Origin of the sequence: Streptomyces otsuchiensis (assembly GCF_004305975.1) — a bacterium.
Taxonomy (GTDB): Bacteria; Actinomycetota; Actinomycetes; order Streptomycetales; family Streptomycetaceae; genus Streptomyces; species Streptomyces otsuchiensis.
Map to the genome: position 1 here is coordinate 1 of NZ_BHZI01000040.1, position 26,988 is coordinate 26,988.

Annotated in this window: 31 protein-coding genes and 1 pseudogene; 22 read left to right on the forward strand and 10 right to left on the reverse strand. The window is 71.6% G+C overall.

Annotated elements, in window-relative coordinates:
* Positions 1-54: 54 nt before the first annotated feature.
* The gene (locus E0D90_RS06165; protein WP_227870025.1) at positions 55-492 is read left to right on the forward strand and encodes an NUDIX hydrolase; all 438 of its coding nucleotides are present in this window, start codon (positions 55-57) and stop codon (positions 490-492) included.
* 13 nt (positions 493-505) lie between these two features.
* Here E0D90_RS06165 and E0D90_RS06170 read toward each other — a convergent pair whose 3' ends face one another.
* Positions 506-1,108, reverse strand: a complete 603-nt coding sequence (locus tag E0D90_RS06170) for a TetR/AcrR family transcriptional regulator (RefSeq protein ID WP_130796905.1) — start codon at positions 1,106-1,108, stop codon at positions 506-508.
* A gap of 127 nt (positions 1,109-1,235) precedes the next feature.
* On the opposite strand from E0D90_RS06170, the gene E0D90_RS06175 reads away from it, so the two are divergent.
* From E0D90_RS06175 to E0D90_RS06200, 6 genes are all read left to right on the forward strand, one after another.
* A complete protein-coding gene (locus E0D90_RS06175) occupies positions 1,236-1,715 on the forward strand; it encodes a VOC family protein (RefSeq protein ID WP_130796906.1) in 480 nt (159 codons plus the stop codon).
* Positions 1,716-2,358: 643 nt separating this feature from the next.
* The gene (locus E0D90_RS06180; protein ID WP_130796907.1) at positions 2,359-2,760 is read left to right on the forward strand and encodes a hypothetical protein; all 402 of its coding nucleotides are present in this window, start codon (positions 2,359-2,361) and stop codon (positions 2,758-2,760) included.
* Between the two features lie 740 nt (positions 2,761-3,500).
* A complete protein-coding gene (locus E0D90_RS06185) occupies positions 3,501-3,839 on the forward strand; it encodes a MerR family transcriptional regulator (protein ID WP_103500720.1) in 339 nt (112 codons plus the stop codon).
* Positions 3,840-4,237: 398 nt separating this feature from the next.
* The gene (locus E0D90_RS06190; RefSeq protein ID WP_103500721.1) at positions 4,238-4,441 is read left to right on the forward strand and encodes a cold-shock protein; all 204 of its coding nucleotides are present in this window, start codon (positions 4,238-4,240) and stop codon (positions 4,439-4,441) included.
* A gap of 242 nt (positions 4,442-4,683) precedes the next feature.
* Positions 4,684-6,195, forward strand: a complete 1,512-nt coding sequence (locus E0D90_RS06195) for a DEAD/DEAH box helicase (RefSeq protein WP_130796908.1) — start codon at positions 4,684-4,686, stop codon at positions 6,193-6,195.
* Between the two features lie 201 nt (positions 6,196-6,396).
* Positions 6,397-6,708, forward strand: a complete 312-nt coding sequence (locus E0D90_RS06200) for an SCO5918 family protein (protein ID WP_103503114.1) — start codon at positions 6,397-6,399, stop codon at positions 6,706-6,708.
* A 157-nt stretch (positions 6,709-6,865) separates the two neighbouring features.
* Here the strand turns inward: E0D90_RS06200 and E0D90_RS06205 are convergent, their stop codons facing one another.
* Positions 6,866-7,039: a helix-turn-helix domain-containing protein gene (locus E0D90_RS06205; protein WP_130796909.1), complete on the reverse strand. Its 174-nt coding sequence runs from the start codon at positions 7,037-7,039 to the stop codon at positions 6,866-6,868.
* Positions 7,040-7,242: 203 nt separating this feature from the next.
* Here E0D90_RS06205 and E0D90_RS06210 point away from each other — a divergent pair, with 203 nt between their 5' ends.
* The 3 genes from E0D90_RS06210 (at position 7,243) to E0D90_RS06220 (ending at position 10,127) form a co-directional block, all read left to right on the forward strand.
* Complete coding sequence (locus E0D90_RS06210; RefSeq protein ID WP_130796910.1) at positions 7,243-8,205, forward strand: Clp protease N-terminal domain-containing protein; 963 nt, start codon at positions 7,243-7,245, stop codon at positions 8,203-8,205.
* Positions 8,206-8,514: 309 nt separating this feature from the next.
* Positions 8,515-9,513 carry a helix-turn-helix domain-containing protein gene (locus E0D90_RS06215; protein ID WP_130796911.1) on the forward strand — a complete coding sequence of 333 codons (999 nt, stop codon included), beginning with the start codon at positions 8,515-8,517 and terminating at the stop codon, positions 9,511-9,513.
* A gap of 167 nt (positions 9,514-9,680) precedes the next feature.
* Positions 9,681-10,127, forward strand: coding sequence for a peptidoglycan-binding domain-containing protein (locus E0D90_RS06220; protein ID WP_130796912.1), 447 nt, complete (start codon positions 9,681-9,683; stop codon positions 10,125-10,127).
* A 115-nt stretch (positions 10,128-10,242) separates the two neighbouring features.
* On the opposite strand, the gene E0D90_RS06225 is transcribed toward E0D90_RS06220, so the two are convergent.
* On the reverse strand, positions 10,243-10,713 hold the full coding sequence (locus E0D90_RS06225) for a hypothetical protein (protein WP_227870024.1): 471 nt from the start codon (positions 10,711-10,713) through the stop codon (positions 10,243-10,245).
* Between the two features lie 351 nt (positions 10,714-11,064).
* Between E0D90_RS06225 and mshA the strand changes: the two genes are divergently transcribed.
* Positions 11,065-12,450, forward strand: a complete 1,386-nt coding sequence (gene mshA, locus E0D90_RS06230; RefSeq protein WP_130796913.1) for a D-inositol-3-phosphate glycosyltransferase — start codon at positions 11,065-11,067, stop codon at positions 12,448-12,450.
* Positions 12,451-12,714: 264 nt separating this feature from the next.
* Entirely contained in the window at positions 12,715-13,236 is a 522-nt protein-coding gene (locus E0D90_RS06235; protein WP_130796927.1) for a type III secretion system chaperone family protein, read from the forward strand.
* 54 nt (positions 13,237-13,290) lie between these two features.
* Here the strand turns inward: E0D90_RS06235 and E0D90_RS06240 are convergent, their stop codons facing one another.
* The 3 genes from E0D90_RS06240 to E0D90_RS06250 all read right to left on the reverse strand — a co-directional run bounded on the left by E0D90_RS06240 (position 13,291) and on the right by E0D90_RS06250 (position 15,964).
* Positions 13,291-14,544 (reverse strand): alpha/beta fold hydrolase, encoded by a 1,254-nt coding sequence (locus E0D90_RS06240; RefSeq protein ID WP_130796914.1) that lies wholly within the window; start codon positions 14,542-14,544, stop codon positions 13,291-13,293.
* A 149-nt stretch (positions 14,545-14,693) separates the two neighbouring features.
* The gene (locus tag E0D90_RS06245) at positions 14,694-14,888 is read right to left on the reverse strand and encodes a DUF397 domain-containing protein (RefSeq protein ID WP_130796928.1); all 195 of its coding nucleotides are present in this window, start codon (positions 14,886-14,888) and stop codon (positions 14,694-14,696) included.
* 146 nt (positions 14,889-15,034) lie between these two features.
* Positions 15,035-15,964 carry a helix-turn-helix domain-containing protein gene (locus E0D90_RS06250; RefSeq protein ID WP_157996817.1) on the reverse strand — a complete coding sequence of 310 codons (930 nt, stop codon included), beginning with the start codon at positions 15,962-15,964 and terminating at the stop codon, positions 15,035-15,037.
* 154 nt (positions 15,965-16,118) lie between these two features.
* Between E0D90_RS06250 and E0D90_RS26485 the strand changes: the two genes are divergently transcribed.
* From E0D90_RS26485 to E0D90_RS27635, 10 genes and pseudogenes are all read left to right on the forward strand, one after another.
* Entirely contained in the window at positions 16,119-16,262 is a 144-nt protein-coding gene (locus tag E0D90_RS26485) for a hypothetical protein (protein WP_157996818.1), read from the forward strand.
* A gap of 141 nt (positions 16,263-16,403) precedes the next feature.
* Entirely contained in the window at positions 16,404-16,622 is a 219-nt protein-coding gene (locus E0D90_RS06255) for a DUF7848 domain-containing protein (protein WP_130796916.1), read from the forward strand.
* Entirely contained in the window at positions 16,619-17,011 is a 393-nt protein-coding gene (locus E0D90_RS06260) for a hypothetical protein (RefSeq protein WP_130796917.1), read from the forward strand. Before E0D90_RS06255 ends, E0D90_RS06260 begins: the two co-directional genes overlap by 4 nt.
* A gap of 35 nt (positions 17,012-17,046) precedes the next feature.
* Positions 17,047-17,295 (forward strand): hypothetical protein, encoded by a 249-nt coding sequence (locus tag E0D90_RS06265; protein ID WP_130796918.1) that lies wholly within the window; start codon positions 17,047-17,049, stop codon positions 17,293-17,295.
* A complete protein-coding gene (locus E0D90_RS06270) occupies positions 17,292-17,507 on the forward strand; it encodes a hypothetical protein (RefSeq protein WP_130796919.1) in 216 nt (71 codons plus the stop codon). Before E0D90_RS06265 ends, E0D90_RS06270 begins: the two co-directional genes overlap by 4 nt.
* Before the next feature lie 145 nt (positions 17,508-17,652).
* Complete coding sequence (locus E0D90_RS06275; RefSeq protein WP_130796920.1) at positions 17,653-19,020, forward strand: FAD-binding oxidoreductase; 1,368 nt, start codon at positions 17,653-17,655, stop codon at positions 19,018-19,020.
* Positions 19,021-19,098: 78 nt separating this feature from the next.
* On the forward strand, positions 19,099-19,500 hold the full coding sequence (locus E0D90_RS06280) for a DUF4357 domain-containing protein (protein ID WP_130796921.1): 402 nt from the start codon (positions 19,099-19,101) through the stop codon (positions 19,498-19,500).
* Between the two features lie 73 nt (positions 19,501-19,573).
* Positions 19,574-21,235: a DUF262 domain-containing protein gene (locus E0D90_RS06285; RefSeq protein ID WP_130796922.1), complete on the forward strand. Its 1,662-nt coding sequence runs from the start codon at positions 19,574-19,576 to the stop codon at positions 21,233-21,235.
* A pseudogene (locus E0D90_RS28470) lies at positions 21,225-21,479 on the forward strand (HipA N-terminal domain-containing protein); the annotation flags it as partial. The gene E0D90_RS06285 and the pseudogene E0D90_RS28470, both read left to right, overlap by 11 nt.
* Before the next feature lie 278 nt (positions 21,480-21,757).
* A complete protein-coding gene (locus E0D90_RS27635; RefSeq protein WP_265415938.1) occupies positions 21,758-22,420 on the forward strand; it encodes a type II toxin-antitoxin system HipA family toxin in 663 nt (220 codons plus the stop codon).
* A 2-nt stretch (positions 22,421-22,422) separates the two neighbouring features.
* On the opposite strand, the gene E0D90_RS06295 is transcribed toward E0D90_RS27635, so the two are convergent.
* The 4 genes from E0D90_RS06295 to E0D90_RS06310 all read right to left on the reverse strand — a co-directional run.
* Positions 22,423-23,256, reverse strand: a complete 834-nt coding sequence (locus E0D90_RS06295; protein WP_130796923.1) for a hypothetical protein — start codon at positions 23,254-23,256, stop codon at positions 22,423-22,425.
* Positions 23,257-23,570: 314 nt separating this feature from the next.
* Positions 23,571-25,088: an ABC transporter substrate-binding protein gene (locus E0D90_RS06300; protein ID WP_103503618.1), complete on the reverse strand. Its 1,518-nt coding sequence runs from the start codon at positions 25,086-25,088 to the stop codon at positions 23,571-23,573.
* Between the two features lie 234 nt (positions 25,089-25,322).
* Positions 25,323-25,700 (reverse strand): carboxypeptidase-like regulatory domain-containing protein, encoded by a 378-nt coding sequence (locus tag E0D90_RS06305; RefSeq protein WP_130796924.1) that lies wholly within the window; start codon positions 25,698-25,700, stop codon positions 25,323-25,325.
* A gap of 294 nt (positions 25,701-25,994) precedes the next feature.
* Positions 25,995-26,988, reverse strand: a 994-nt coding sequence (locus tag E0D90_RS06310) for a metallophosphoesterase (RefSeq protein WP_130796925.1), incomplete at its 5' end; no start/stop codon positions are given.

The following is a 26,988-nucleotide window of genomic DNA, read 5'->3' on the forward strand; positions in this document are numbered from 1 at the left end:
CCTCCCCCCCCTCCCGCCGTGGGGGAGGTCCCCGCCCGGGACGCTCCGCCCGCCGTGGGGGCTCCCGCCGTCGACGCCCGTTCCGCCGACGGGCGCCCGGCCCGGCCCGGCATCGCCGCCGCGGTCGTCGTGGAGCACGCCACCGTCCTCATGGTGCGCCGCCGCGTCCGGGAGGGGGCGCTGTCCTGGCAGTTCCCCGCGGGCGAGGTCGAGCCCGGCGAGAGCGACGAGGAGGCGGCCGTCCGTGAGGCGGGTGAGGAGACCGGCCTGCTGGTGCGGCCGGTCGCCACGCTCGGGCGCCGCGTCCACCCGAAGACGGGTCGGCTGATGAGCTACGTCGCCTGCGCGGTGGTCTCCGGAACGGCGTACCTCGCGGACGACGAGGAACTCGCCGAGCTGGCCTGGGTCACGCACGAGGAACTGGCCGCACACGTCCCCTACGGTCTGTACGCGCCCGTGCAGGAGTATCTGGACGCGGCGCTGCGGAGCTAGCGCGTCCGGGTGGTCAGGGGGAGGGGCGCAGGCCGGAGAGCAGGTCGGTGAGGGCGGTGGTGGCGGCGGTGAGGTTGGCCTCGCGGCCGGCGTCACCGCCGGAGGAGTCGGCCAGCCAGATCGCGGCCTCGTTCATGGCGCCGGAGAGCAGCCGGGTCAGCGGTTCGACCGGGCGGTCGGCGATCACCCCGGCGTCCACCAGCGCGGTCAGCGCCTCGGCGAGGTGGCGTCCGGAGGCGGCCTCGTCCAGGGCCCGCCACTCCTGCCAGCCGAGCGCGGCCGGACCGTCGACCAGCATGACCCGGCGGCGTCCCGGCGCGGAGGAGGCGGCGAGGAACGCCCGGCAGCCCGCGATCAGTTGCCGCCACGGTTCGGACTCCGTGTCGGCGGCGGTCACCACCTCGTCCGCCACCTCTTGCTGTACCTCCTCCAGCACAGCGCGGAAGAGCCCGGCCTTGCTGTCGAAGTGGTGGTAGGCGGCCCCCTTGGTGACCCCGGCGCCGCGCGCCACCTCGGTGAGGACGACGGCGGCGTAGCCGTCGGCGGCGAACCGTCGCCTCCCTTCCGCGAGCAGTGCCCGTCTGGTCTCCTGCCGCTGTTCGGCCCGGACTCCCATGCCGTGTCCCTTCCGGTGTGGCTCCCCGTTTGACATACCCAGGGTACGCCAATAGCGTTTCACGTACCTCGGGTATGTGAAACTGTCGGGCCCGCACCCGGGCCGGCGCGCGAGAAGGAGTCATGTCATGACCGCGGCACCCGTCCCACCCGCCTCTTCTACCTCCTCGGCCCTTCCGGCCGCACCGCTCACCGGCTGCTATCCAGTGATCGCCACCGGCCGGATCGCCTCGGCCACCCGCTTCTGGACCACCTGGTTCGGCTACGAGGTGGCCTTCGAGGCCGACTGGTACGTCAGTCTGCGCCGGGCCGACGCCCCGCAGTTCGAGCTGGCTCTGCTCGACGCCACCCATCCGACGATCCCCGTGGCCTTCCGCGACCGCCCGGTGCGGGGTCTGCTGCTCAACTTCGAGGTCGAGGACGTCGACGCCGAGTACCGGCGTCTGGTCACCGACGGCGGGCTGACACCCGAACTGGACATCCGGTCGGAGGAGTTCGGGCAGCGCCACTTCATCGTCGCCGCGCCCGACGGAGTCCTCGCCGATGTCATCACCCCGATCGAGCCCTCGGCGGAGTTCGCCGCCGCCTACGCGGGTGGAGCCAACTGACTTGGTCGCCAACCCGGTTGGCGTGCGGTGGAGGTCTCGGCCGAGTGTGGCCGGCTCGCCGCTGGGGCTGGGGCCGGCCCGTTCGCCGGTCCGCGTCCGGCCCGCGCTCGGGTCCTGTCCGGAACCGTCCGGCCGTTCGAGTGTGATTCACCCGTCGTACGGACGAGCGAACCGCTCCGGGCGGGCTGCGGATGGGTCGTCGCGACACCCCTCGTACGGCGCTGAACTGCGAGAACACCCCTCACGGGGTCGGGTGGCCGCCGGTGTCCAACCGCCCTCGGTGGACATCCTCACGGTCCGCCATGCAATTGCCTGGTGTTCGACGCATCATGGGTGACGCGGTGTCCGGGCGGACCTCCCGCACCGACGGCGCCACCCGCCGACCGGTGTACGCAGCACCTGTGACCACGGGTGCGCGAGGGGAACCACGGGTCGCGCGGACGCGTGCCGGAGTGCGGGGGCCCCGAACCTCGGCCTTCGTAACTCCCTGGTGCAGGCGGCACGTTCGGCAGTGTCGGACCGTTCGGGGACCCTGGCCGCGTGGTCGCCGGCGACACCACGGCGCGCCCAGCCGCGCGGCGCGGAGCCCCCGGTTCGCCGGCACCGCCGATCGTTGATCAGTTCCTGTGAGAGGTAGTCCCCCATGCCCATGGCCTTCCACGTCCAGCCTGTCGGAACGCGGGATGGCAAGAAGCTGTACCAAGTCCGCCTCGACCGACACGGATGCGGCCTGACGGCCCGTCTGCTCCAGGAGTCGGCGGAGCACCGCCGGACCCTTCCGGCCGGCGTCACCCTCGGCCCCGCGCGCGGTGCGCTGCGTGCCGTGCACGTCGGGGGCGACGGTCCGGCGGCGCGGGCGGCGAAGTCCACGGACGCGGCCAAGACGGCCAAGACGGCCAAGACGGCGAAGGCGGCGAAGCCCGTGCGGTCCGCCGCCCCCGTCCACCGGCCGGTCGCGGGCGCTGCGCGTGACTCCGCCGCGTCCGCCTCTCCCTGTGCCTCCCGGCCGACCGCCCGGCTGCGACTGGTGCCCGACCTGTCCTGACGCCGCCGGGGCCTCCGGGGTCCGTCCGGTGCGGTGCCGGCGCCGGGTGCGTCCGGTGCCTGGCCTCGCCTTGATACGGGACGGGGCGGCTCGTGTCCCGTGCAGCCCCGTCCGCGCGTCGCCGGTTCCGGTCCCCGGCCGGGCGACGCGCGGCCCCCGTGCCTCTCTCGCAGCTGAGATCGACTGTCTGGCGACCACGCATCCGAAAATCTATCGCGGCCACGGTGGACTTTGGGATGCGAGGTGGGTATGGTTTCTCTCGTAGCCGAGATCGAGAAGGGCCCGGCAGAGACGAACTGCCGGGCAGCATTACACGTAGTTCGCATGACGGTGCGGTGGTCGAGTTCCGGAGCCGGAGTGTCCGAGTAACGGGCGACGGACTGGCGACCGCACCGGGTGGCCCGCAGTGATCAGGGGCCGCCGTGAGCGGTGGTGCGATGCGCGCCGCCCGCAGTGGGCAGTACCGTTTGGCAATGTTTTTCCGAGGATGAGAACGGAGGGGCTACGCGCCGTCAGGATCGCCCGGGTGGCACTGTATGAGCCCGGGTACCGCAGGACATCGTGAGTGAGGTGGTCTCCGGTCAAGCAGCTGCGATCCCCGCACACCCCATGGAACACCGATCGGGTGTGTGGAAACAGAAGGCCGACGCGTTCGCGAAGTCGGCAGGTGTAGTAGTTCCTTCGGGACCCTGGTGCCGCACGGCACCAGGGTCCCTCCACGCGTTCCACAGAGAGGTGCGATGACAGCGGACGACTCCTTCGGCCGTCTCGACGACGACGACTACCCCGCGTACACGATGGGCCGGGCCGCGGCGATGCTCGGCACCACCCAGGGGTTTCTCCGGGCCATCGGCGAGGCCCGCCTGATCACGCCCCTGCGCTCCGAGGGGGGACACCGCCGCTACTCCCGGTACCAGCTGCGCATCGCGGCCCGTGCCCGTGAGCTCGTCGACCAGGGCACCCCCATCGAGGCTGCCTGCCGCATCATCGTTCTCGAGGACCAGCTCGAGGAAGCCCAGCGCATCAACGCCGAGTACCGCCGGTCGACCGCGCCGCCGGACCCGCCGACCGCCGCCTGAGCGGAGCCGGTTCCGCCGCCTCGTGAGGTATCCGGGGTGCGCGGGCCGGTGTGACCGCCGGGTGCGGAGCCCAGGGCCGCGTGGTGTCGACCGCGTGGCCCTGATCGCGTTTCGGGCGAAGATATCTGTTCCCGCGAGATGAGGGTTTAGCGCGCCACGCGGAGAGTGTTTTTGCCGCCATGGACTGGGTGAATTGATTTCCCTTCCCGAGCCGGCCGACGTGCTACTGTTGCTCTTCGATCCAAGTCGTGGTTCTCAGCACTTCGAGCTTCTTCGCCGCTTTTCTCGCGGCCGTCGGAAGCGTTCTTGTCTCCGGTCTTCCCGGGTGGGGTGTCATCGCGGCGACCCGATGTCCGCGCCGTGCGGGCTCGGTTTACGCCCCACAAAGGAGATATGGAATGGCGTCAGGCAGTGTGAAGTGGTTCAACGCGGCCAGAGGGTTCGGATTCATCGAGCAGGACGGTGGCGGCGCCGACGTGTTCGCCCACTTCTCCCACATCACCGCACCGGCCGTCATCGAGCTGCGCGAAGGTGAGCGGGTCACCTTCGACCTCGTGCAGGGCGGCAAGGGCCCGACCGCCGAGAACATCGTTCCCGTCTGACTCCGCCCGCGCGTCCGCTCTTCGTGACCCATTTCGCGTGAGAGTTCCGGCATTTTTCGCGCACCGCTCCGTCGTGACCGAGAGTCACCCGAGTGTCGCCCCATAGATTTCATTGCCTGTGCCCCCAAGGGAAATCACGGGCAGACTCATTTTCGCATTCTTTCGGCTCGTACTTGTGATTCACGCCCTGTTCCTCAGTTGCGGGAATTCCCTGATGCGTGCCGTGTCAAGGAAGGTTCTGAATGAACCCCACACGTACGAGTGACCGCTCTTTCCGTTCCCGTGGCCGTGGCCGTGCCGGAGGCTCCGGCACGGCCACGGGGGCGAACCGGCGCTTCGCGCCGTCCGCTTCCGGACGGCAGGGCGGGCCGCGCCGCGCGAGCGGCGGGCAGAGCAGCCGGCCCGCCCGCGTCCAGGGCGAGTTCGCGCCGCCGGAGACGATCACTCCCGCGCTTCCGGCCGTCGAGTCGTTCGCGGACCTCGACCTGCCGGAACGGCTGCTGGCAGCCCTCACCGCCCAGGGCATGACGGTTCCGTTCCCGATCCAGGGCGCGACGCTGCCGAACACCCTCGCGGGTCGCGACGCCCTCGGCCGCGGACGCACCGGCTCGGGCAAGACCCTCGCCTTCGGCCTGGCGCTGCTGGCCAGGACCGCCGGGCAGCGCGCCGTGTCGCGTCAGCCGCTGGCCCTGGTCCTGGTGCCTACCCGTGAACTCGCGCAGCAGGTGACCGACGCGCTCACCCCCTACGCCCGCTCGGTGAAGCTGCGGCTGGCCACCGTGGTCGGCGGAATGTCGATCGGCCGGCAGATCAGCGCGCTGCGCGGTGGCGCCGAGGTCGTCGTCGCCACGCCGGGCCGTCTCAAGGACCTCATCGACCGGGGTGACTGCCGGCTGGACCAGGTCGCGATCACCGTTCTGGACGAGGCCGACCAGATGGCGGACATGGGCTTCATGCCGCAGGTCACCGCGCTCCTGGACCAGGTGCGCCCCGACGGCCAGCGGATGCTGTTCTCCGCCACGCTCGACCGCAACGTCGACCTCCTGGTCCGTCGCTACCTCAGCGACCCGGTCGTGCACTCCGTCGACCCGTCGGCCGGCGCGGTCACGACGATGGAGCACCACGTGCTGCACGTCCAGGGCGCCGACAAGTCGCGGATGACGACGGAGATCGCGGCTCGCGAGGGCCGCGTGATCATGTTCCTGGACACCAAGCACGCCGTCGACCGGCTGACCGGTGACCTGCTGAACAGCGGCGTGCGGGCAGCCGCCCTGCACGGCGGGAAGTCGCAGTCGCAGCGCACCCGGACCCTGGCCCAGTTCAAGACCGGGCACGTCACGGTGCTGGTCGCGACCAACGTCGCGGCGCGCGGCATCCACGTCGACAACCTCGACCTGGTCGTGAACGTCGACCCGCCGACAGACCACAAGGACTATCTGCACCGTGGTGGCCGCACGGCGCGGGCCGGCGAGTCCGGCAGCGTCGTGACGCTGGTGACCCCCAACCAGCGCCGGCACATGACGCGCCTGATGGCGGACGCCGGGATCGTGCCCCAGTCCGCCCAGGTCCGCTGCGGTGAGCAGGCCCTCCAGCGGATCACCGGCGCCCGGAACCCCTCGGGTGTCCCCGTGACGATCACCGCGCCGCCGTCCGAGCGGCGGCAGCGCAGCGGGGCCTCACGCGGCCGCCGCCGCCCCGCCGCGGCCGGCCGGCGCCCGAACGTGCGGCAGCCCGCCGTCGGTGCGGCGGCCTGACCGGCGTGATCAGGAAACTCACCTACCGCTGCCGGAGGGCCGCTGTGACCCTGCTCCGGACGCGGCACCGCCCGGCGGTCGTCGAGCCCGCTCGGCGCGAGCTCGTCCTCGCCGGCTGAACTCTTCCGTCGCCGACCGACCCTTCCCCTCGGCGGAGCCCTTCCCGCTCGTCGCCTTTCGTCCTTCTCCCTGTGAGGCATCATGCGCTGTGTCATAGCCCGCTTTCCGTTCCACCTCACCAAAGCCGGTGTGCTGGAAGCGATGAAGGGCGTCAAGCCCGAGCCCGTCCTCGCGGAGTGCGTGATCATCGGCCGCCGCCGGTACCCCGTGAAGCAGGTGGGGCAGGTCGTCACCGGCCAGGACCGTCGTGACTTCACCTCCGGTGAGGTGCTCCGGGCCATGGCCCAGCTCGGCTTCACCTGCCCCGGGCCCACCCCCGAGGCTGCGCCCGCCCGCGTCCTCACCTCCTACCAGCACGCGTCCGCGATGCTCGGCACCCCCGAGACCGTCTGACCTGCGCCGTCGGCGCCTGTTCGGTCCGGGTCCCACCCCCGGGGGTCATGTCACCCCCGGGGGTGAGCTGTGCCCCGGCACCTCCAGCGGGTCCGCCCGGGTCTCCCCGTCTGCCGGCGGCCGCTGCCGTTGAGCCCGCACCCTCCGACGGGTGACATCAGCTGCGTTCGGGGGGCTCCTTCGGCCGTGTGTGGGCGTGGGTGATCAGGTCTCCGGGCCGGCACCGCAGGACGTCACAGATCCGCGAGAGCGTCGAGAGCCGGGCGGCCTCGGCGCGCCCGTTCTTCAGGACGGACAGGTTGACGACTGTGATCCCCACCTGGGCGGACAGCTCCTGCCGCCGGCCCGGGCAACACCTCGTGCGCCTTTGGTCGTTGCGGGCGGCGACTTTCGAGGGCGGCGCGCGGCCGGCCCGCCGCGTGAGACTGTGCGCCCAGAGAACAGAGACGAGGGTGACGCATCGTGGAACCGGACTGGACGACCGTGGGAGTGCTCGGCGCGGCCCGGGCGGGCCGCCCGTCGCCGGAGGCGCCCATGGGTACGGAGAACCTGCTGGCGGGCATCTCGACGGCGAAGGGCCCGGCCCGCGAGGCGCTGACCGAGGAGGGGGCGACCCGCGGCGCCGTCGGGGCCGTCCTGCGCACGCAGCTGAACGGCGGCGAGGAGTGGCGCAGCACCGACGACGCCGGGGTGAGAGTCGAGTCGACCGACATCCTGGGCGAGGACGGCGACAAGGGGCTCTACTTCACGGGTGACGCCGCCCGCGCGCTGCGCGCCGCGATCGAGGCGGCCCGCGCCGAGGGGGCCGGGAAGCTGAGCGCCGTCCATCTGCTCCGCGCCCTGCTCGACGGCGGGGAGAATCGCGCGGCCGAACTGCTCGGCGCCTGCGGTACCTCGCCGCAGGCCGTCCTCACCCGGCTCGACGGCGATGCCGGGGAGCGGGACGACGGCCTCCCGCCCGCGCTGCACCCAACCCGCGAGATCCTGCTGGGCCGGGCCCAATACGGTCGGATGACGTTCTGGAAGCGCTGGATCACCAAGGCGTTCAGCCTCAACTGGGCTGCGATGCCGGTTGGTTGGATTAGGTACGAGACGGAGGAGCAGGCGCGGAGGCTGGGGCATCGCACGGTGGGCACCGAACACGTGCTGCTGGCGGTGCTGGCCACCCACGAGGTGGTGACGCGCTACCCGCACTTCGTGGAGGAGCCTGAACCCGCCCTGTCGGTGCGCTACTCGGGAGGAGAGCGGCTGGCCACCGCCGGTGTCGGCTACGTGGCCGTGCACGACGCGCTGAGCGAGGACGGGCCCGGCCTGTCGACGGACCCACGGCCGTTCGAGCGGTATTTCAAGGACGTCGAGCGCGGCGGCCCGCCCGCCGAGGGCGAGGACGCCCCGGCGGAGGCGCAGAGCAGCGGGCCGCTGGTGGAGGCCCTGCTGGCGGAGGAGACCCGCGCCCGGCAGCTGCTGCGCCGCCTGGCGCCGCACGCCGACCTGTGAACCGGGCGCTTCGTGGACCGGGCCGCTTCGGTCTGCCCCGGAGGGCTCTGACCGGGGTGTGACGGGCGGGCGGTTGAGTGTGTTGACCGCCACAGCGTGCCCGTTGACCTGCGTGGGGAGCATGGGAGTGCTCTTCGGCGCGGTGAGGGGCGGAGTGTCGTGGCGCACGATGAGGTGCGGTCGCGGCCGGAAGCGCGACGGACAACACACGGTGGTGGCGGGCGGCTTGCGGCAGACCCGGGCCGCCGCGGAGGAGCAGGTGTCCGCTACCCGCGACACACGGCCGCACGCTCTCCGAAGGACCTCCCCATGCTCCCCTCCACCACGGCCGACACAGCTCGTCTGGAACCTCGCGAACGGTTCGACTACTGGCACCAGATGATGAGTTCCGTCATCTCCCCGCTGGATTTCACCAGCGATGCGGCCCCGGACTACCAGGGCCGCATCCGCCTGACCCCGCTGGACGGCGTCGACACCTTCCCCGTGATGATGCAGGCGTTCCAGTGCCACCGGACCCCGCGCCTCATCCGGCGCGCCGACGCCGAGCTGTACCACATCGCGCTGGTGGGGCCGGGCAGCAGCCCGATGGCCGTGACCCAGTCGACCGGCCAGTACCTCGTGACCCCCGGCACCCTCTATCTGACCGACACCTCCAGGCCGTTCAGCGTGCTGGCGACCCAGCCGGAGCGCTACGCGATCGGCCACTGCGTCGAGATACCCAAACGACGCCTGGACCTCCCCCGGGACGCTCCCGTCGATCAGCTACTGGCCCGCCCCCTGGCCGCCACCCACGGCTTCGGCGCCCTGATCGCCCAGTTCCTCACCCACCTCCAGCAGCAGCACCACGCCTACCAGGAAACCGATGCCCCCCAACTCGCCGCCACCCTGGGCGATCTCATCACCGGACTGATCACCCACACCCTCGACACCACGCCGCCTCCCGACAGCGAAACCGCCGAACGCACCCTGCTCATAGCCGTCAGGGCCTTCATCGAGCGGCACCTCGACGACCCCGACCTCAAGCCGGCGGCGATCGCGGCACATCACCACATCTCCACCCGCCAACTCCAGCGCCTCTTCCAGCGGCAGGGCACCACCCCGGCCGCGCACATCCGCCAACGCCGCCTGGAACGCGCCCATCGGGACCTGAGCAGCCTCGCCCACGCCCGGACGCCGATCCACACCATCGCCCGCCGCCGGGGCTTCACCTCGCACACCGTCTTCACCCGCACCTACACCCGCCACTACGGGAGGACCCCCACCCACACCCGTGACCTGGCCCTGAACCGTCGGCGACCAACTCCTTGACCGTCATTGCCACATGGTGGCGAACCCCTGGTCAGCCCGTGTACCGGCCCGCTGCAATGTTCACCAGCGCATCAGCGGTCACACGGCGTGCCCAACCGGGCGGGCCTTCGACGAGGGGGACGCGGCGGCGTGCCGTGCCGCCCTCGGCACCGAACCAGGGGTCAGGAATGCGATCAACGAGAGTCACCAGGGCCTGTGTCGTCCTCACCGTGGTGGTGGCGGTCAACGCCGGCCTGGTCTCCGCCGGTAACGCCTCGACGACAGTGAGCGAGCGGCAGGCGGTCCCGTCCGGCGAGAGCGTCACGCCGCTCGCGGTGGTCAACCTCGGTCTGACCAACGCCGAGGCGCAGAAGGTCCAGCGCTGGCTGATGCTGAACTGGACGTACCTGGGCCCGGACGACGGGCTGATGGGGCCCAACACCTGGATGGCGATGCAGGGCGCGCTGCGCGTGGGCTGGGGCTACACCGGTGCGCGTGACGGAATCGTCGGACCGGAGACGATCAAGGCGCTGCAGTGCATGCTGAAGACCCATCACGGCTACACCGGTGCGATCGACGGCATCGCCGGGGCGGGGACGCAGGCCGCCTTCAAGCGGTTCGCCAACTCCCGTTAGAAGCACGGTCGTACGGAACCCGGCGGCCGGGGGTCGCCGGGCTTCGCCCGTTCGTGAGACACCGCCTCCACCGACCGGGTCCGGCCCGCGGCCGAGCCAGCCGGCAGCCTTCAGCTCACTCCGGCCGGCGGGCGGCAGCCCACGGCCCGGGCCGCCGTCCACGCGGCCGGGTGGCGGCGCGAACGGCCAGCACCGCGAACGCGGCGGCGGCGAGACCGCCCACCGCGAGCGGCACGGGCGACACCGCGCGGGCGCCACGACGCGGCGCGCCCGTCGTGCGGCGGCCCCGTAGCGCGTCCGTCGACTGCCAGGACAGCAGCGAACGGTCCGACTGCCCGGACAGCGCCGACGCCACGCACTGGAAGGACGCCACCGAGAACAGGGACATCGCCGAGCCGGCCGAGCCGATCGAGAGCACCGAACCGGCCGAACCGACCGACAGGATCGAGCCCGCCGAGCCGATGGACAGGATCGAGCCCGCCGAGCCGATCGAGAGAATCGAGCCTGCCGAGCCCACGGACCGGATCGATCCAGCGGACGAGGCCGGGCGCGCGTGGTCCTGACGCGGACCGTCGTGAGAAGCCATGGCGCCATTGTCCGCCTCCGTCCGGGCCCCGTCCTCCGGTGCGTGGTGCCCCTTCGCGCGGCGCCGCCGTCCGCCGCGCGCTCGCCGCCGCCCGCCGTCCGCCGCGCGCTCGCCGCCGCCCGCCGCCCGCCGTCCGCCGCGCGCTCGCCGCCGCCCGCCGTCCGCCGTGCGCCGTCCGCTCGCTGCCGTCCGCCGTCCGCCGTCCGTTCGCCGCTATCGGCACGACGCCGGTGACGGGACGGTCACGGTGTGCCTCTGATCACGTTTGGTGCGCGGGGGAAGAGCTGGACGGGTCACGGTGTTGTTCGTTGCAGCCCGCTCCAGGGTCGCCGCCTCGGATCAGGAGTCCTTGTGCCGAACCTTCCCCGGCTCTCGCGCCGCCGTCGCTCTGGACGGCATCCGCGTCGGGTGGCCGTGCTCAGCGTGCACACGTCGCCGCTGCACCAGCCGGGCACGGGTGACGCCGGCGGGATGAACGTCTACATCGTGGAGCTGGCACGCCAGCTCGCCGACCTCGGTACCGAGGTGGAGATCTTCACCCGCGCCACCGCCGGCGCGCTGGAACCCACCGTCGAACTCGCCCCCGGCGTCCTGGTGCGCCACATCGACGCCGGACCCTACGAAGGACTGCTCAAGGAAGACCTGCCCGCCCAGCTGTGCGCCTTCACCCACGGCGTGATGCAGGCGTGGGCGGGCCACCGGCCCGGCCACTACGAACTGGTCCACTCCCACTACTGGCTCTCCGGCCACGTCGGCTGGCTCGCCGCCGAACGGTGGGGCGTGCCCCTGGTGCACACCATGCACACCATGGCCAAGGTCAAGAACGCCGCCCTCGCCGCCGGGGACACCCCCGAACCCGCCGCCCGCATCATCGGCGAGCAGCAGGTCGTGGACGCCGCCGACCGGCTCATCGCCAACACCGCCGGAGAGGCAGAGGAACTCGCCCACCACTACGGCGCGGACCCGCTGCGCACCGCCGTCGTCCACCCCGGCGTCAACCTCGAACGGTTCCGTCCCGCCGACGGCCGAGCCGCCGCCCGGCGACGGCTCGGCCTCCCCCCGGACGCCGTGATCCCCCTGTTCGCCGGACGCATACAGCCGCTGAAGGCACCGGACATCCTGCTGCGCGCCGTCGCCGAACTGGTCGAGCGCGAACCGGAGCTGCGGCGACGCCTGGTGGTGCCCGTGGTCGGCGGACCCAGCGGCACCGGGCTCACCCGCCCCGAACGACTGCACAAGCTCGCCGCCCGGCTCGGGATCAGCGAACTGGTGTGGTTCCGACCGCCGGTCTCCCAGGCCGAGTTGGCCGACTGGTACCGCGCGGCGAGCGTGCTGGTGATGCCCTCCTACAGCGAGTCCTTCGGCCTGGTCGCCGTCGAGGCGCAGGCGTGCGGCACCCCGGTGATCGCCGCCGCCGTCGGCGGCCTGCCGGTCGCCGTCCGCGACGGGGTGACCGGCTATCTGCTCGACACCCACGACCCGGTCGCCTTCGCCGGCGCGCTGCGCCGCTTCACCGACGAGCCGCGCCGCTCGGAACTGATGGGGGAAGCCGCGACCCGGCACGCCCACGGCTTCGGCTGGGCCGCCGCCGCGGCGGCCACCGCCGACGTCTACAGCGACGCCATCGCCGAGCGGCGCTTCGCCGACCACACCGGGCACCCCGGTCTGCCCGCCCGGGTGAGCCCGGCGGGCGGGCGGCCCCCGGGACGGCCCGGCGGACTGCGCATCGCCCGCTGACCACCGCGCGCCGACCACTGCTATTGGTACTTGCCACTGCTACCGCGCCCGCGGACCGCCGCGCTGACTGTCGCGCGCCGAACGGGCCCGGCCCGTAGGATCGGGATCATGGCTGGACCCGACGAGAAGCCCGAGCCCGCACCGGAATCCGCGAGCGGGCGCGGTGACAGCGGCGGCAGCGGCGGCATCGGCGGTGCCGGGGGCGAGGGCACCGACGACCCGCAAGCGGCGGCAGTGCGCGCGATCGAGTCGGCGCTCGCGTCGCTGGCCTCCCCGGACGGCGAGGCGGACGGCCCCGCAGGTGACGGCGCGCAGGGTGACGGCTCCGGAGGCGGCACTCCCGGCGTCGAGTGGGAGAACCCCTCACCCGGCCACTACGTGATCAAGCTGCCGGGCACCCGCAAGCTCTCGACCACCTGCTCGCTGGTCGTCGGACGGCACTCCCTCTCCGTCAACGCCTTCGTGATCCGCCGCCCGGACGAGAACCACGCCGAGGTGCACCGCTGGCTGCTGGAGCGCAACTCCCGCCTTTTCGGGGTGGCTTACGCGATCGACCAGCTGGGCGACATCTACCTGGCGGGCAAGCTCCCGCTGGCCGCGGTCACCGCCGACGAACTCGACCGGGTACTCGGCGCCGTACTGGAGCAGGCCGACGGCTCGTTCAACCTGCTGCTGGAGAAGGGCTTCGCCACCGCGATCCGCAAGGAGTACGCCTGGCGTACCGCGCGCGGGGAGTCCACCCGCAACCTCGACGCCTTCCGGCACCTGACCCAGCCGTCCGGCTGAACCGTTGAGCGGGGGCACCCGCTCCGCCCCAACTCCGTCGCTTCGGTGGGCCGTTCACGCCCCGCCCAGGTCGGCGTCCTGGTTGCGTTCGCGAGGAAGCAGCCGTTCGGAGGCCAGTCGGGCGCGCACCAGCGGCGCGAGTAGATTCATCGGTCCCGTGCGCCGCAGCGCACCGAGCGCCGCCGCCTCGCCCACCAGGAACCGGTGCTGACCGTCCCGGGTCAGCCGAGCGACGCGCAGCGCGGCGAACGGATGCGAATCCAGCGCGCTGTGACCGTGGTTGGCGAGCGGGACCAGCACACCGTCCGGCACCAGCCCGATGATCCGCTCCGCCACCGGACGCGGCGTACGCAGCTCCTGGTCACCCGAAATGACGCTGACCGGCCAGTCGAAGCCGGGCAGTTCGGCGGGAAGATCGAAGGGCTCGCCCGCGAACTCGGGGAACTGCGCGGCGAGATCGACATAGTTGAGGTTCGGGTCCAGCGGCAGCCCGTCCGGCTCCGGCCGGAACTTCAGCTCCCGGAACGCGATCGTGCCGACCAGGTCGAACTCCATCAGGTACGGGCGGTTCGTGGTCGCCTCGGCGGTGCCGATCGACGTCAGCCAGCGCCAGGTGCGTCGCCCCCGCCCTTCCGCCACAGCGCGGCACAGCGACTCCACCAGGGGCGCCCCGCCCGCCTCGTAGGCGACCTGGACCACCAACCCGGTCTCCGCCGGAGCGACGAGCCCGCGTTCCACCAGTTCACGCAGCGCCCGCGCCGCCTCGGCCGTCTCCTCCCGGTCGCCGACCCACAGCCGCGCTCGCATCTCCGCACGCGAGACCGCGTCGTCGTGGGCGGTGAGCACGGCGGAGTCCAGCACCATCGATGCCACCCGGCGGGGATGACGCACCCCGAAGCCCTGCGCGAGGTAACTGCCGTAGGACGAGCCGTACACCACGGCCTTCTCGATACCGGCGTGGTCGAGCACGGCCGCCAGGTCGTCCACCGTTGCCGTGACCGTCACGGCCCCCCTGGGCAGATCCCGTCCCCGGAGATCGACCCGGGACAGGCCCACACCCCGGTGCTCCATCATCACCACGTCGAACCCCTGGCGGGCGGCCTTCGCCCGCAGCGCCCGGTAGAACAGGACCGAGCCGAGACCGGGGCCACCGGGAACGATCACCAGGGGCGTGCCGCCGCGCGGACCGGTCCGCACGTAGTGCAGGTCGAACTCCGGCCCTCTGGCGTCGAGTACCGGGCGGCGCACCGCCGTGACCCCGGCACCCGCCGCCAGCCGCGCCCGCGTCCGCTCCCGCTTCCCGTCCATCGCGCCTCCCGCTGTCGCTCTCGTCCTCGTTGCCCGACCGCCTGCCCGGCTCCCACTGATGTGAACGCAGAGAGAAGCCCCATCGTGCCGCCTTGATGCCGGTGGCCCGATGGGGCTCTGAGCGGTGCGGGGTCGTGCGGGCTGCGCGGTCAGGCTGCGATCTCACCCGTCTTGACGCCGGTCACGAACGCGGCGAACGCGCCGGCCGGGACCGCGAGGGCTGGGCCGGCCGGGTTCTTGGAGTCGCGGACGGGGACCGTGCCGGTGGTGGACGCGACCTGCGGGGCCCACTCGACGCACGAGCCGCCGTTGTTGCTGTAGGAGGACTTGACCCAGTGCTGCATGGGTTCGCTGGTCACGCTGTGCCCTTTCGTCGTTGCTCAACCACGGAAACGGGCTGTCCTGTGAGGGCGCTGCGGCCCGCCTCCGATGGTAATCCGCTGGGTCCACACTCCGGACAACTTGGAAAGAACCCACTCAAGTGGCAGCGCTATGCCTGCTCTCTGGCCTGCGCCAGCGCTTCGCGAGCCTCGCGGGTCCACAGTGCGTAGCGGAGTTCTGGTGGGAGGCTGTCGAGTCCTGTCGTCAGGTGCTCGGCTGCGTGTTCATGCCGACCCAGTCCGAGATGCACGTGGCCCAGTGGGAGCGACATCCATTCAGGAGTGAGCCAGTAAGCAGTTCCCGGAGGGACTTCATCGGCTGCCCTGTCTCGCAGATTCTCACAGTCGCTGAGGAGCCTCTCCGCTTCGCGGCGGCGGCCGAGTACCGCAAGGGCGGATGCAGCTTGCGCCCCGTTGACCACTCTCTGACGTCGTGCCGATTCGGACATGTAGGCCCCGAGGAACCATCGATGCACTGCCGCCCAGTTCCCCATCTGGCGGGCAATATTTCCCTTGAGGTTGAGTGCCTGAGCTGCCAGTGATCCGTCACCGACTTCGTCAGCAAGCTCGACCGCTTCATTCAGCAGAATGACAGCACGTTCATATTTGCCAGTTTCGATGTTCAGCCACCCGCAGAACTGCACGGCCTCGCTGACTACGGCGCATAGTGCGTCACGGTGCGATCCCCTGGCGTCGCGGAGAAGTGTCAGCAGCGATTCCCGGTGCGCTTCGGCGGCGGGCAGGAGCGGTAGCGGTCCGACCACGTCATCCGCACGGCGCTGAGCTGCCAGAGCGGTGGCCAATGCTTCAACGGCGGTGCCATCAATACGTCCCGGGTGCTTCATAGCATGGTCGACGTATTGATCTTCCTCCGTCACGCCGAGAGCGTTCGCCATCGCTGCGAGGAGAGTGCTCGAAGGGCGTTGCAGACCGCGTAACGCACGCGAGATGTATGCGGGGTCGTAGTGCGTCCTTCGAGCCATCTCCCGCAGGCTGACAGCCTTCCTCGCCATAGCTGCCTGAATCTCTTCGGCGTCCATGGATCGAAGGATAGAGCAGTCAACAGTCAACAGACCCTGGTCAACGGCGAACCCGGTGCCGATACGAGCGGTGGGGAGTTGAATTTGCTGCGAAGTACCCCCGAGACCACGAGGCCGGTCCGGGGCATGGGCAACCTGATGGAGGCAGGCCGCCATGGCAGAGAGAACGGCCGAGGCTCGCGAGTGGGGAACGTCGGATGCTGACGAAACGCAGGCCGGGCTCGGTGTTGTCGTGGACTACTCGGTGCCAGAGCCGTGCGTCTTCATCGACCAGCGCCAGAAGGACCACGACGGGTGACCGGGCCCGGCGCGGAGGGTGAGGCGGAGGCTCCGCCAGTTCCGAGCGACGAGGAGCTGGATATCACGACCGTTGAACTCCGACGTTTATCACAGGAGTTGGGCCGCAAGATGAGGCGCACTTGAAGGAGTTGAGGCAGCGGTGAGCGGCGGTTACCGGTTCGCCCGGTTCGAGCTTGTGCCGACGCGTGGGCCGTTGGTGTTCCGTGCGCAGTGTGAGGTGTGCGAGGAGATGGGCCCGAGGGCTGAGACGGGTGACGCGGCGATGATGTGGGTGGTCTTCCACTGGGAGGACCACCCCGACCACACTGGCTACCGCGAACTCAGCTCCACCCCGTACCTCGTGGAGCCCCGCTCGTGAGCGCCGGGCGGTACGTCGACGGCTACTGGTGCGAAGCGGTCGCACGGTCCGTGGACCTGACCGACACCTGGCGCCTGAGCGCCCAGCGGTCCCACAGCCCAGAGCACGCGCTCGCCTGGCTGCGCGACCAGGCACTGCGCCTGGCCGATGCCCTCGGCCACGCCCCGCCCGTCGGCGCCACGGCCGACATCTTCCGGGACTGGGCCGCCGACCACGCCTACCAGCGCATCCAACTCACCGCACTCGCCAACGGGCAGCCGATCAGCGCCAACGCCTGCGGCCCGGACCGCATCCACGGTGTTTGCCGGGACATCGAGATCCTCTACTCCCTCTCCGCCCGGCCCATCCACCGCGACGCCACCACCCGGCGCCTCCTCCGCGCCCTCTGAACCAGCCCCACACCCGCCACAACCAAGGGACACCCATGTTCGAAGACATCAGCTTCGCCAACTCCGACCGCGAAGAACTCGAAGACGCAGCAAGGGAGTTGTTCAACCACATCAAGGACCTCGGTGTCCGTCTGGACGACATCGACGTCCTCGACCCCTGCGACGGCTGCCGACGCCACGCCTACCTCGTCCACCTCGGCAACCTCACCCGAGACGACATCACCACCCTCAACAACGCCCTGCGGCAGCACCCGGCCGCCAAGTCGGTGACCCGCCGGCCATGACCCACCTCCGCGCCCACGCCCTCCGCCTCCCCGCCGACCACATCCGCATCGGCGACTACCTCACCCTCGGCGGCGACACCACCCGCGTCACCTTCACCGAACACCGAGGCGGCCTCACCCGCCTCGAACTCGACGCCGACACCCGCCTCACCCTCAAACCCACCACCCACCTCACCATCACCCGCCCCACGCCACCACGCCACCACACATGACCCGACCCGCACACATGAGCCGACCCGGCCCGTGCCACCGGGCCCACCGCCGGGAGACCGACGTCCCGGGTGCAACCGGGCGAGAGGCCGCCCGTAGGCGGTGCGTGGTCTTTCGCGCCCCGGCGGCCGGTGCCAGGCTGGGGCGATGGACGACCTCGTCGCACGTCTGCACGAGGGCCTGCCCGCCGCGGCGGTCCTCACCGACCCCGATGTCACCGCCTCCTACGCCCACGACAAGGCGAGTTTCTGCCCCGCCGGTGCTCCGGCCGCCGTGGTCCTGCCGCGCACGGTCGAGGAGGTGCGGCATGTGCTGCGCACGGCGAGCGCGCTCGGTGTCCCCGTCGTGCCGCAGGGGGCGAGGACCGGGCTGTCCGGCGCCGCCAACGCGACGGACGGCTGCGTGGCGCTGTCCCTGACCCGGATGGACCGGGTGCTGGAGATCGACCCGGTCAACCGGATCGCGGTCGTGGAGCCGGGGGTGGTCAACGCCGACCTGACCCGGGCCGTCGCCGCGCACGGCCTCACCTACCCGCCCGACCCCTCCAGTTGGGAGGAGTGCACGATCGGCGGCAACATCGGCACCGGCTCCGGCGGGCTGTGCTGCGTCAAGTACGGCGTGACCGCCGAGTACGTCCTCGGGCTCGACGTGGTGCTGGCCGACGGGCGGCTGCTGCGCACCGGCCGCCGGACGGCGAAGGGCGTCGCCGGCTACGACCTGACCCGGCTGTTCGTCGGCTCGGAGGGCAGCCTCGGCGTGGTGGTCGGCGCGGTTCTCGCGCTGCGGCCCGCTCCCCCACCGCAGTTGGTCCTGGCGGCGGAGTTCCCCTCGGCGCGGGCGGCCGGGGACGCGGTGTGCTCGATCATGGCGGAGGGCCATCTGCCGTCCATGCTGGAGCTGATGGACGGCACGACCGTACGGGCGGTCAACGCGCTGACCCGCATGGGGCTGCCGGAGACCACCGAGGCGCTGCTCCTGGCCGGTTCCGACAGCACCGATCCCGGTGCCGACCTGGCGGCACTGGCTGCCCTGTGCACGGCCGCCGGCGCGAGTTCCGTCGTTCCGGCCGAGACGGTGGCCGAGTCCGAACTGCTGCTGGCGGCACGCCGGTCGGCGCTGGTGGCTCTCGACGCGGTCAAGGGCAGCTCGATGATCGACGATGTCTGCGTGCCGCGCAGCCGGCTCGCCGACCTACTGGAAGGGGTCGCCGGGATCGCCGAGCGGCACGGACTGACCATCGGTGTCTGCGCCCACGCCGGGGACGGCAACACCCATCCGACGGTCTGCTTCGACGCTGCCGACCCGGAGGAGTCACGGCGCGCCCGCGTCTCGTTCGACGAGATCATGGCGCTGGGCCTGGAACTGGGAGGCACCATCACCGGCGAACACGGCGTCGGCGTGCTGAAGAAGGAGTGGCTTGCCCGCGAACTCGGCCCGGAGGGAGTCGAGTTGCAGCGTGCCCTGAAGAAGGTCTTCGACCCGGCGGGCATCCTGAACCCCGGCAAGCTCTTCTGAGGGCGCCGACTCGGCCGGCTCAGGTTTTCTACTGTACAGTTTCGACTGTCACAGTCTGAGCCAGCGAGAGTGAGAGTCATGAGTCGGACGATCCGGGTCGACGACGATGTCTTCGCCGAACTGCAGAGCAGGGCGGAGCCGTTCGTCGACACTCCCAACAGCACCCTGAGAAAGCTGCTCGGGCTGCCGCCGTCCGAGACCTCCGCGCCCAATCCCGCCGGGACGTCGCAGCGCGACCAGAGCCTGATCCCTTTGCTCGCCGACGGCCGGCTCGGCGCCGGACAACGGCTCGTGTGGAAGCGGCGCAACCTCAAGCAGGAACACCACGCCGTGGTGCTGAGCACCGGCGAACTGCGGCTCGATGACGGTAGCGTCCACAGCACACCGTCCGGCGCCGCGACCATGATCGCCGGGAACCAGCAGAACGGCTGGAAGGCGTGGACGACAGAGGACGGCGTGCCGTTGAAGGAACTGCGATGACACACGTGACACCGGCCCGAAGGCTCCACGCCGCGGCCGTCCCAGGCACCCCGGACACCTCCGGAAGCGCGCCATGGCCGGAGTGACCCAGCCCAAGGTAAGCCGCGTCGCGCCGCCGCAGCTGGTGGACTGGGCACGGGACGGGCGGATCAGGATCCCGCCGTTCCAGCGGCCCTACCGCTGGGACGCCTCCGACGCCGAGCGGCTGTTCGACAGCATCCTGCGCGGGTATCCGATCGGCAATCTGCTGATGTGGCGCAAGCCCGCGCCGGCCGCCGAGGTCTCGATCGGGGAGACCACCTTCGACGCCCCCGAGCAGCCCGCCGCCCTGTGGGTGGTGGACGGGCAGCAGCGCCTCACCACCCTCGTGGGCGCGCTCACCGGTTCCGAGGAGACGGTCGACCGCCGGTTCCGGATCTTCTACGACCTGCGCGAGGAGAAGTTCCTCTCCTCGCCCCACTCACACCGGCCGCGGGAACACTGGCTCCCCGTCTGGGTGGCCGCCGACAACCGGCGGCTCCTCGCCTGGCAACGGGCGCGCCCCTGGCTCTCCGACCACGAGTTCGAGCTGTGCGACGCGGTGACCACCGCGATCCGCACCTACGAGATCCCCATGTACGAGATCGAGGGCGACGACGAGAAGGCCCTCCGGGAGATCTTCGACCGGATGAACACCTTCGGCAAGGCACTGAAGCGGGCCGAGATCTTCCAGGCACTCCATTCGGCACCGCTGGACGTCCAGCCGTCGGACCTGGACACGCTGCGAGTGCGGGCCGCGGGCTTCCGCTTCGGCGACTTCTCCCAGCAGGTGCTGATGCAGAGCGTCATGGCCGTCAGGGGCGGCAAGGTCGACCGCGACTTCCGGCAGGAGTTCCGCGACGACGCGGACCGGCAGGACGCGTTCGCACGGACGGAGAAGGCGCTCCGCGTCGTGGTGGACTTCCTCCGCACCGAGGCCGGTATCCCCCACCTGCGGCTGCTTCCCTACGCGCTCTTCACGCCGGTCCTGACGCGCTTCGTGGCGCTGTTCGGCAGACCCGACGAACGCAGCGCGGAGTTGCTGCGGCGCTGGATCTGGCGCGGTGCGGTGGTCGGGGCCGCCCCTCAGGGGAACACCGTCGCCCTGCGGCGCAACGCGACGGCGGTCGCCGACGATCCGGTGGCCAGTGCGGGCCGGCTGCTCGCGCTCCTCCCACCAGGCGGGGAGAACTGGCGACCGGATCTGACGCAGGCCGCGCTGAACCGCGCACAGGGACGGATCAACGTCCTCGGGCTGCTCTCGGCCCGCCCGGTTCTGCTCACCGACCTCGATCAGGCCGACGGCGACCACTATCCCCGAGGGACGCGAGTGGACCAGCCGGAGCTGCTGCAGACGATGCTCGACGGCCACGAACGCCCACTGCGCGAGATCATGCCCGGAGGCGGGCGGGGGCTGGCGAACCGGATCGCGCACCCCGTCGTCGCTGAATCGATCGGCTCCCTGCTGCTGGGCGGCGGGAACGAATCCGGGGCCGACGAATCCGGGGCCGCCTCCCACTGCGTGGACGACACAGCCCTCTCCCTGCTGGCTCGCGGCGACCACGAGCGCTTTCTGAAGCGCAGGGAGATCGCGCTGACCCAACTGATCTCCGGTCACGTCCAGCGAATGGCGCTCTGGGGCTTCGCCGACGGACCGGAGATCGAGGCGTGGTTCGACCAGCCCGACGACATCTGGGGAGATCACGATGCAGCGTGACATCACCGCCTCGGTCCTTCTCGGGGACCGGCGCGTCGGCGTGCTCGGGTACCACGACGGAAACACCTGGTTCGAGTACACGGACCTGGCGCCGGACCACCCGGTGCTGGGCCAGGGCTTCGAGCGGAACCCCCGGAAGCGCCGGACGGCGAGCGGCAGCGTACCGGAGTGGTTCGCCAACCTCCTGCCGGAGACCGGCAGCGGGTTGCGACACCTCGTCGCCACCGAACTCGGCAAGAAGCGTGTGCACGACTTCGTGCTCCTGTGCCACCTCGGCGAGGACCTGCCGGGGGCGGTACGGGTGGTACCGGACGCGCCCCTCGACGGCCTTCCCGACCACGAGCCCTCCGACGCCTGCGCGCACGACCATCCACTGCGGTTCTCGCTGGCCGGGGTCCAGCCGAAGTTCTCGATGCGGTACGAGGGGAAGGCCCTGGTGCTGCCGACCACCGGGGAACAGGGTGACTGGATCGTCAAGTTGCCCGACCAGCGGTTCCCGTCCGTCCCGGCCACGAGTTCGCCATGCTCGGGTGGGCCGGTCTCGCCGGTATCGATGTCCCGGAGACCAGGCTGGTACCGGCCGCCGATGTCCGGAATCTGCCCGACGGGCTGGTCGAACCGGGCCAGCACGTCCTGGCGGTGCGGCGCTTCGACCGGACCGCTGCGGGCCCGGTCCACCAGGAGGACTTCGCGCAGGTTCGCGAGGTCGCCAGCGAGGCGAAGTACGACAGGGCGACCTACGAGGGCATCGGCAGAGTGATCGCCTCGGTCTGCCCCTCGCGGGACGCGGTCGAGTACGTCCGCCGCCTGGTGGCGGCGGTGGCGATGGGAAACGCCGACGCGCACCTCAAGAACTGGACCCTGCGCTACCCGGGCGGCAGACGGGCGGAGCTGTCTCCGGCCTACGACCTGGTCTGCGTCACCGCCTACCCGGGCGCCGACCACAAGCTGGCCTTCCCCCTGGGCGGGACCGACAAGAGCCACCTGGTCCGGACCGAGCACTTCCGCCATCTCGCCGCCGCACTCGGGATGTCCCCGGAGACCGTCGGCGAGACCGTCCGTGAGACGACCCACGCTCTGCGTTCCTCCTGGCCGGAGGTCAAACGGGAGGCACCCGTACCGGAGTTCGTCGCGGCCGAGATCGACGAGCGCCTGGCGACACTGCCGCTGCTCCAGCAGAGCTGACCTCAGGTGTCCCGGGCATAGGCGCCCGGCCCATCGCCGTCCGGGTCGGCGCCCGGGGAGGTGGTGTGCTCGGGGTCGTCGGGGATGGCGCACAACTCGTCCAGGATTTCCTGCCGTTGGCGCGCCTCGGGCAGCAGCAGCCAGGGCTGGTAGTGGGAGTTCCACTCCTCGGCCGCCTGGCGCACCGCCCGGTCCACGTGGGGGCGCAACAGCGGGCGCAGCACCAGCAGCGGCACCGCGAGGAAGGGCCGCAGCACGCCACGGCCGCCGACGGTGACCGTGACGCGGGTCTGCCAGGACTCCTCGCCGCGGCCGCCCGGGATGTCCGGGGCGAACTCCACCGCCGCGCGTGCCAGCGGGTGGTCGAGCCGCGCGGTGGCCCCCGTGGTGCCGTCGGCGCGGAACCAGGCGTCGAGGTCCAGGCGGAGGCTCGCCGTCAGGGTGCGCAGCCGCCGGAAGCGGCCCGCCTCGGGCGGGGGCACGGCGCCGTCGACCGTCAGCAGCTGGGGGTCGTCGGCGGCGGTGAGCCGGAACTCCCCGGTGAACTCGCCCACGGTGAAGTCGATCGCGGTCTGCCGGTGGCGTTCCCAGGCGCGCACCGTGAAGTCGGCGTCCTCGCCGGTGGCGGGGTCGGGGGCCAGGTAGCGGGCGCCGGGGCGCAGATGGTCTCCCGCGTCCAGCTCCAGGTCGGGCACGGTGCGGCCGTCCTCCGCGACGAGCCTCCGGTCGTCGCCGACGCGGGTGTGTTCGGCCACGTCGTGGAGGAGCGCGCTGAGCCCGGCCAACTCCGTGAACGGGGCGGCGCGGAGCGGGACGGTGAGCCGGAATCGTGCCATCCGGCCAGGATCGCACGGTCCCGGAGAGCACCGGAAGGCCCGCGGCCGTGGCGACGGGCGCGAGCGGGCGGTGGCGAAATCGGTGCATTGCGGTCGGGAGGCGGCGCGTTCCGGTGTCCGGCCGGCTCACGGACTGCCGGTAACTGGCCGAATAGCGCCCCTGTTCGACGCCCGGGGGCCGTGCACACCCCGGGGCGTGCACACCCCCGTCCGCACGCCCCACCCCGGGCACGCCGACGGCCCCGGCGGTCCGCTGCTCGCGGTGCCGGGGCCGTCGTGTGTGGCGCTGCTCGTCGCTACGGCAGCCGATGCGCTCAGAGCCGCTGGAGCTCCCAGAGGCGGAACTGCCCACCGGCGTCCCGCAGATGCTGCAGGCCGGTGATCTCGCGGTCCGCGATGACGAAGTTGCGGTCCTGCCAGATCGGGATGACCACCGCGTCCTCGGCAGCCAGGCGGTGGATCTCGCGGAACAGCTCGCCGGTGTTGCCCCGGTCGACCTCGCTGCGGGTCTGCGAGATCAGCTCGTCGATCTCGCCGTTCTTCTTGCCGTGACCGAGGATCGAGCCCTCGGTCAGCAGGGCGTGGGTGTAGGTGTCCGGGTCGGCGAAGTCCGGCCGCCAGCCCACCAGGTAGGCGTCGACCTCGCCCTTGCCGAACGCCTCGATGATCTTGCCGGGAACCTCGAAGGACTCCACCTCGACCTCGAAGACGCCGTCGGCCTCCAGCTGCTGCGCGACCAGTTCGGCCTCCGCCTGGTTGACCGCGCCGGAGTAGCCGATCGTGATGTCGATCGGCAGGCTCGCGCCGCCGGCGATCAGGTCGTCCACCGCGTCGTCGGGGTTCTCCGACGAGTAGATGTCGTAGTACGGCGTGCCGTGTCCGGTGACGCCGACCGGGATCAGCGAGTACGCGGCCTCGACGGTGTGCAGCCGCACGTCGCGGGCGATGGCGTCCCGGTCCAGCAGCGTCGCCATGACCCGGCGGACGTCCTCGTCGTTCAGCGGGGAGGAGGACGCGGTGCTGCTGATCAGGGCGCGGATGCTCTGACCGGTCGTCTCGGAGTACCGGATGTCCAGGTCGTTGCGGTCCACCTGCTGGGTGTCCTCGGGCTCCATCCGGCCGCCGTTGAGGTGGATCTCGCGTGCCTCCCACGCCTGCTGGAGCGAGGCGGAGTCCGCGTAGAACCGGATGGTCACCGGGTAGTCGCTCGCCTGGAGCGCGCCGTTGTAGTCGGTGTTCGGCTCCAGCACGGCCTTGCCGGCCCGGCCGGACTCCTCGTCGGCGTCCTCGAACTCGACCAGCCGGTAGGGACCGGAGCCGACGGCGAGGTCCGTGGTGGCCTCGTCCAGCTCGTACTCCTCGCGGTCCACGATGGAGCCGGCGCCGCCGGCCAGCGCGAACGGGAAGGTGACCTCCGGGTTCTCCAGCTCGAAGACGACGTCCTGGCCGTCCACCCGGATGGCCTCGACGCCGCTCAACAGGCCGTAGGGCCCGCTGAACTTGAACTTCTCCTCTTCCGGGATGGACTCGTCCGCCCGGTCGGCGGCCGCCCGCTCGCCCATGGTGAGGATGCGCTCGATGGAGAACTTGACGTCCTCCGGCGTGACGCTGCGGCCGGAGGTGAACTTCAGATCGGAGCGCAGCGTGCACCGGTACACCTGATAGGCGTTGTCGGTGAACTCGCAGCTCTCGGCCGCGTCCGGCACCGGCTCCTCGGAGCCCGTGCTGACCGTCAGCAGCCCCTGATAGATGTTGCTGTAGAGGTCCCAGGAACCGGCCCCGTAGGACATCGCCGGATCGAGGGAGTCCACCCGGTCGGTGACTCCCACCACGATCGGTTCGTTACTGTCCCCGCTGGACCGGAGGAGAAGCCACCCTCCCAGTGCAACGACTACCAGACCTACGGCAAGGCCAATGCCTATGCCTTTTTTGGCCCCCAACGCTCGCACTACGGTTGCCTCTCTTGCCTCGGACCTATGCGCGGGGGCCAGCCAATCACAGGGGGGTCGCGGACGCACCAGCCGGGGGACAACGGACCGGCCACAACTCGGCGCGTGGTCGGACGGCTACCCGACTCCGGGCACCGTGATCCGGAACTCCACCTCGACCGGTCGGCCGTCGAGCCGCACCAGCACGCTCTCCTCGCCGAGTTGGGGCGAGGAGGCGGACAGCAGGTAGTCGCCGCAGGAGGGCGCGGTCACCTCGAACGCGCCGTCCTCCGCGCTGCGGGTCTTGCTCAGCTGGCGGCCGCCCACCCCGGAGACCGTCAGGGTGACCAGTGCGCGCGGCAGCGCCACGCCCAGCGAGTCGCGGACCGTGCCGCGGATCACCAGCGCCGCGGCGCCGGCCTCCACCCGCCCGTCCTCCTCGGCGGCGGGTGTGTCCGCCCCGGCCGCCTCCTCCGCGACGCCCCGCGCCGCGCCCTGTGACAGGGATTCCGTCATGCCCCACACTCCCATCCGGTCCGCGCGTCCGACGACGCCGCCGCACTCTCGCGCCGGACGCCGCTCGCCGGACGTTGCCTTGTCGTTATCAAAGGACACCAGGGTGGCCCGAATAGTTGACTCGCAGAAGACGGGAAGTCGAATTCGTTCCACTCGGACGGCCCCGTCCGCTCTTTCGGCGCGGGCCGGTGTGGCCCGCACGGGCCCGTGACGGGGTGTACGGGCCCCTCCGGCGGCCGTGGCGGGGCTGGACCGGTCGGTCTGTGAGAGGCGGTCAGGTCGGTCGGGGGTCGGTCAGGCGCGGGAGAGGTGCAGCACGGTGATGTCCGGCTCGGCGCCGACCCGCACCGGCGGGCCCCAGGTGCCGGCGCCGCGCGTCACGAACAGCTGCGAGTCGCCGTAGCGCTCCAGCCCGGCCAGGGTCGGGTTGGCCCACGCGGCGATGATCGGGCCGGGCCAGACCTGGCCGCCGTGGGTGTGGCCGGAGAGGACGAGGTCGACGTCATGCTCGACCGCGCGGTGGATCAACTCCGGCTGGTGGGAGAGCAGGACGGCGGGGCGCTGCGGGTCGCGCCCGTCGAGCGCGGCGGGGATGTCCGGGCCGTCCTCGCCGTCGACGGTGTCGGCGGCGAGGTCGTTGACGCCGACCATGTCGAAGCCCGCCTCCAGCTCGACCCGGCTGTTGGCCAGCGGGATCATGCCGAGCTGCCGGACGTGCTCCACCCAGGGCTGGGCGCCAACGTAGTACTCGTGGTTGCCGGTGACGAAGAAGGCCCCGTCCACGGTGCGCAGGTCCGCCAGCGGTGCGGCGGCCGAACGCAGGTCGGGTACCGAGGCGTCGACGAGGTCGCCGACCATGGCCACCGCGTCCGGTTCCGTGGCGTTGACCGCCGCCACCACCCGCTCGCAGTGGGCCCGGCCGAGGACCGCGCTCAGATGCATGTCGCCGACGACGGTGATCTTGTAGCCCTCGGAGGCGGCGGGCAGGTTCACCAGCTTCACGGTGACGTGTTTCGTGGCGAGCTGCCGTGCCGCCCAGACGCCGTAGCCGACGGTGGAGACGGCGACCGCGGTCGCGCCGACGGCGACGCCTCGGGCGACGAACATCCGCCGGCTGAGCGCGGCGCGCTCCTCGGCGTCGTCCCCGTCGGCGGGGGTGTCCCCGGCAGCCGGATCGGGGCGGTCGCCGGGAGCTTCGCCGGTTTCGGTGGACGCGTCATGGGCGGGGCCGCCGCCGCTCGGCGGGCCGGCGGCGGGCGTGGCGGCGCGGGTGGCGGTGGCACCGGAG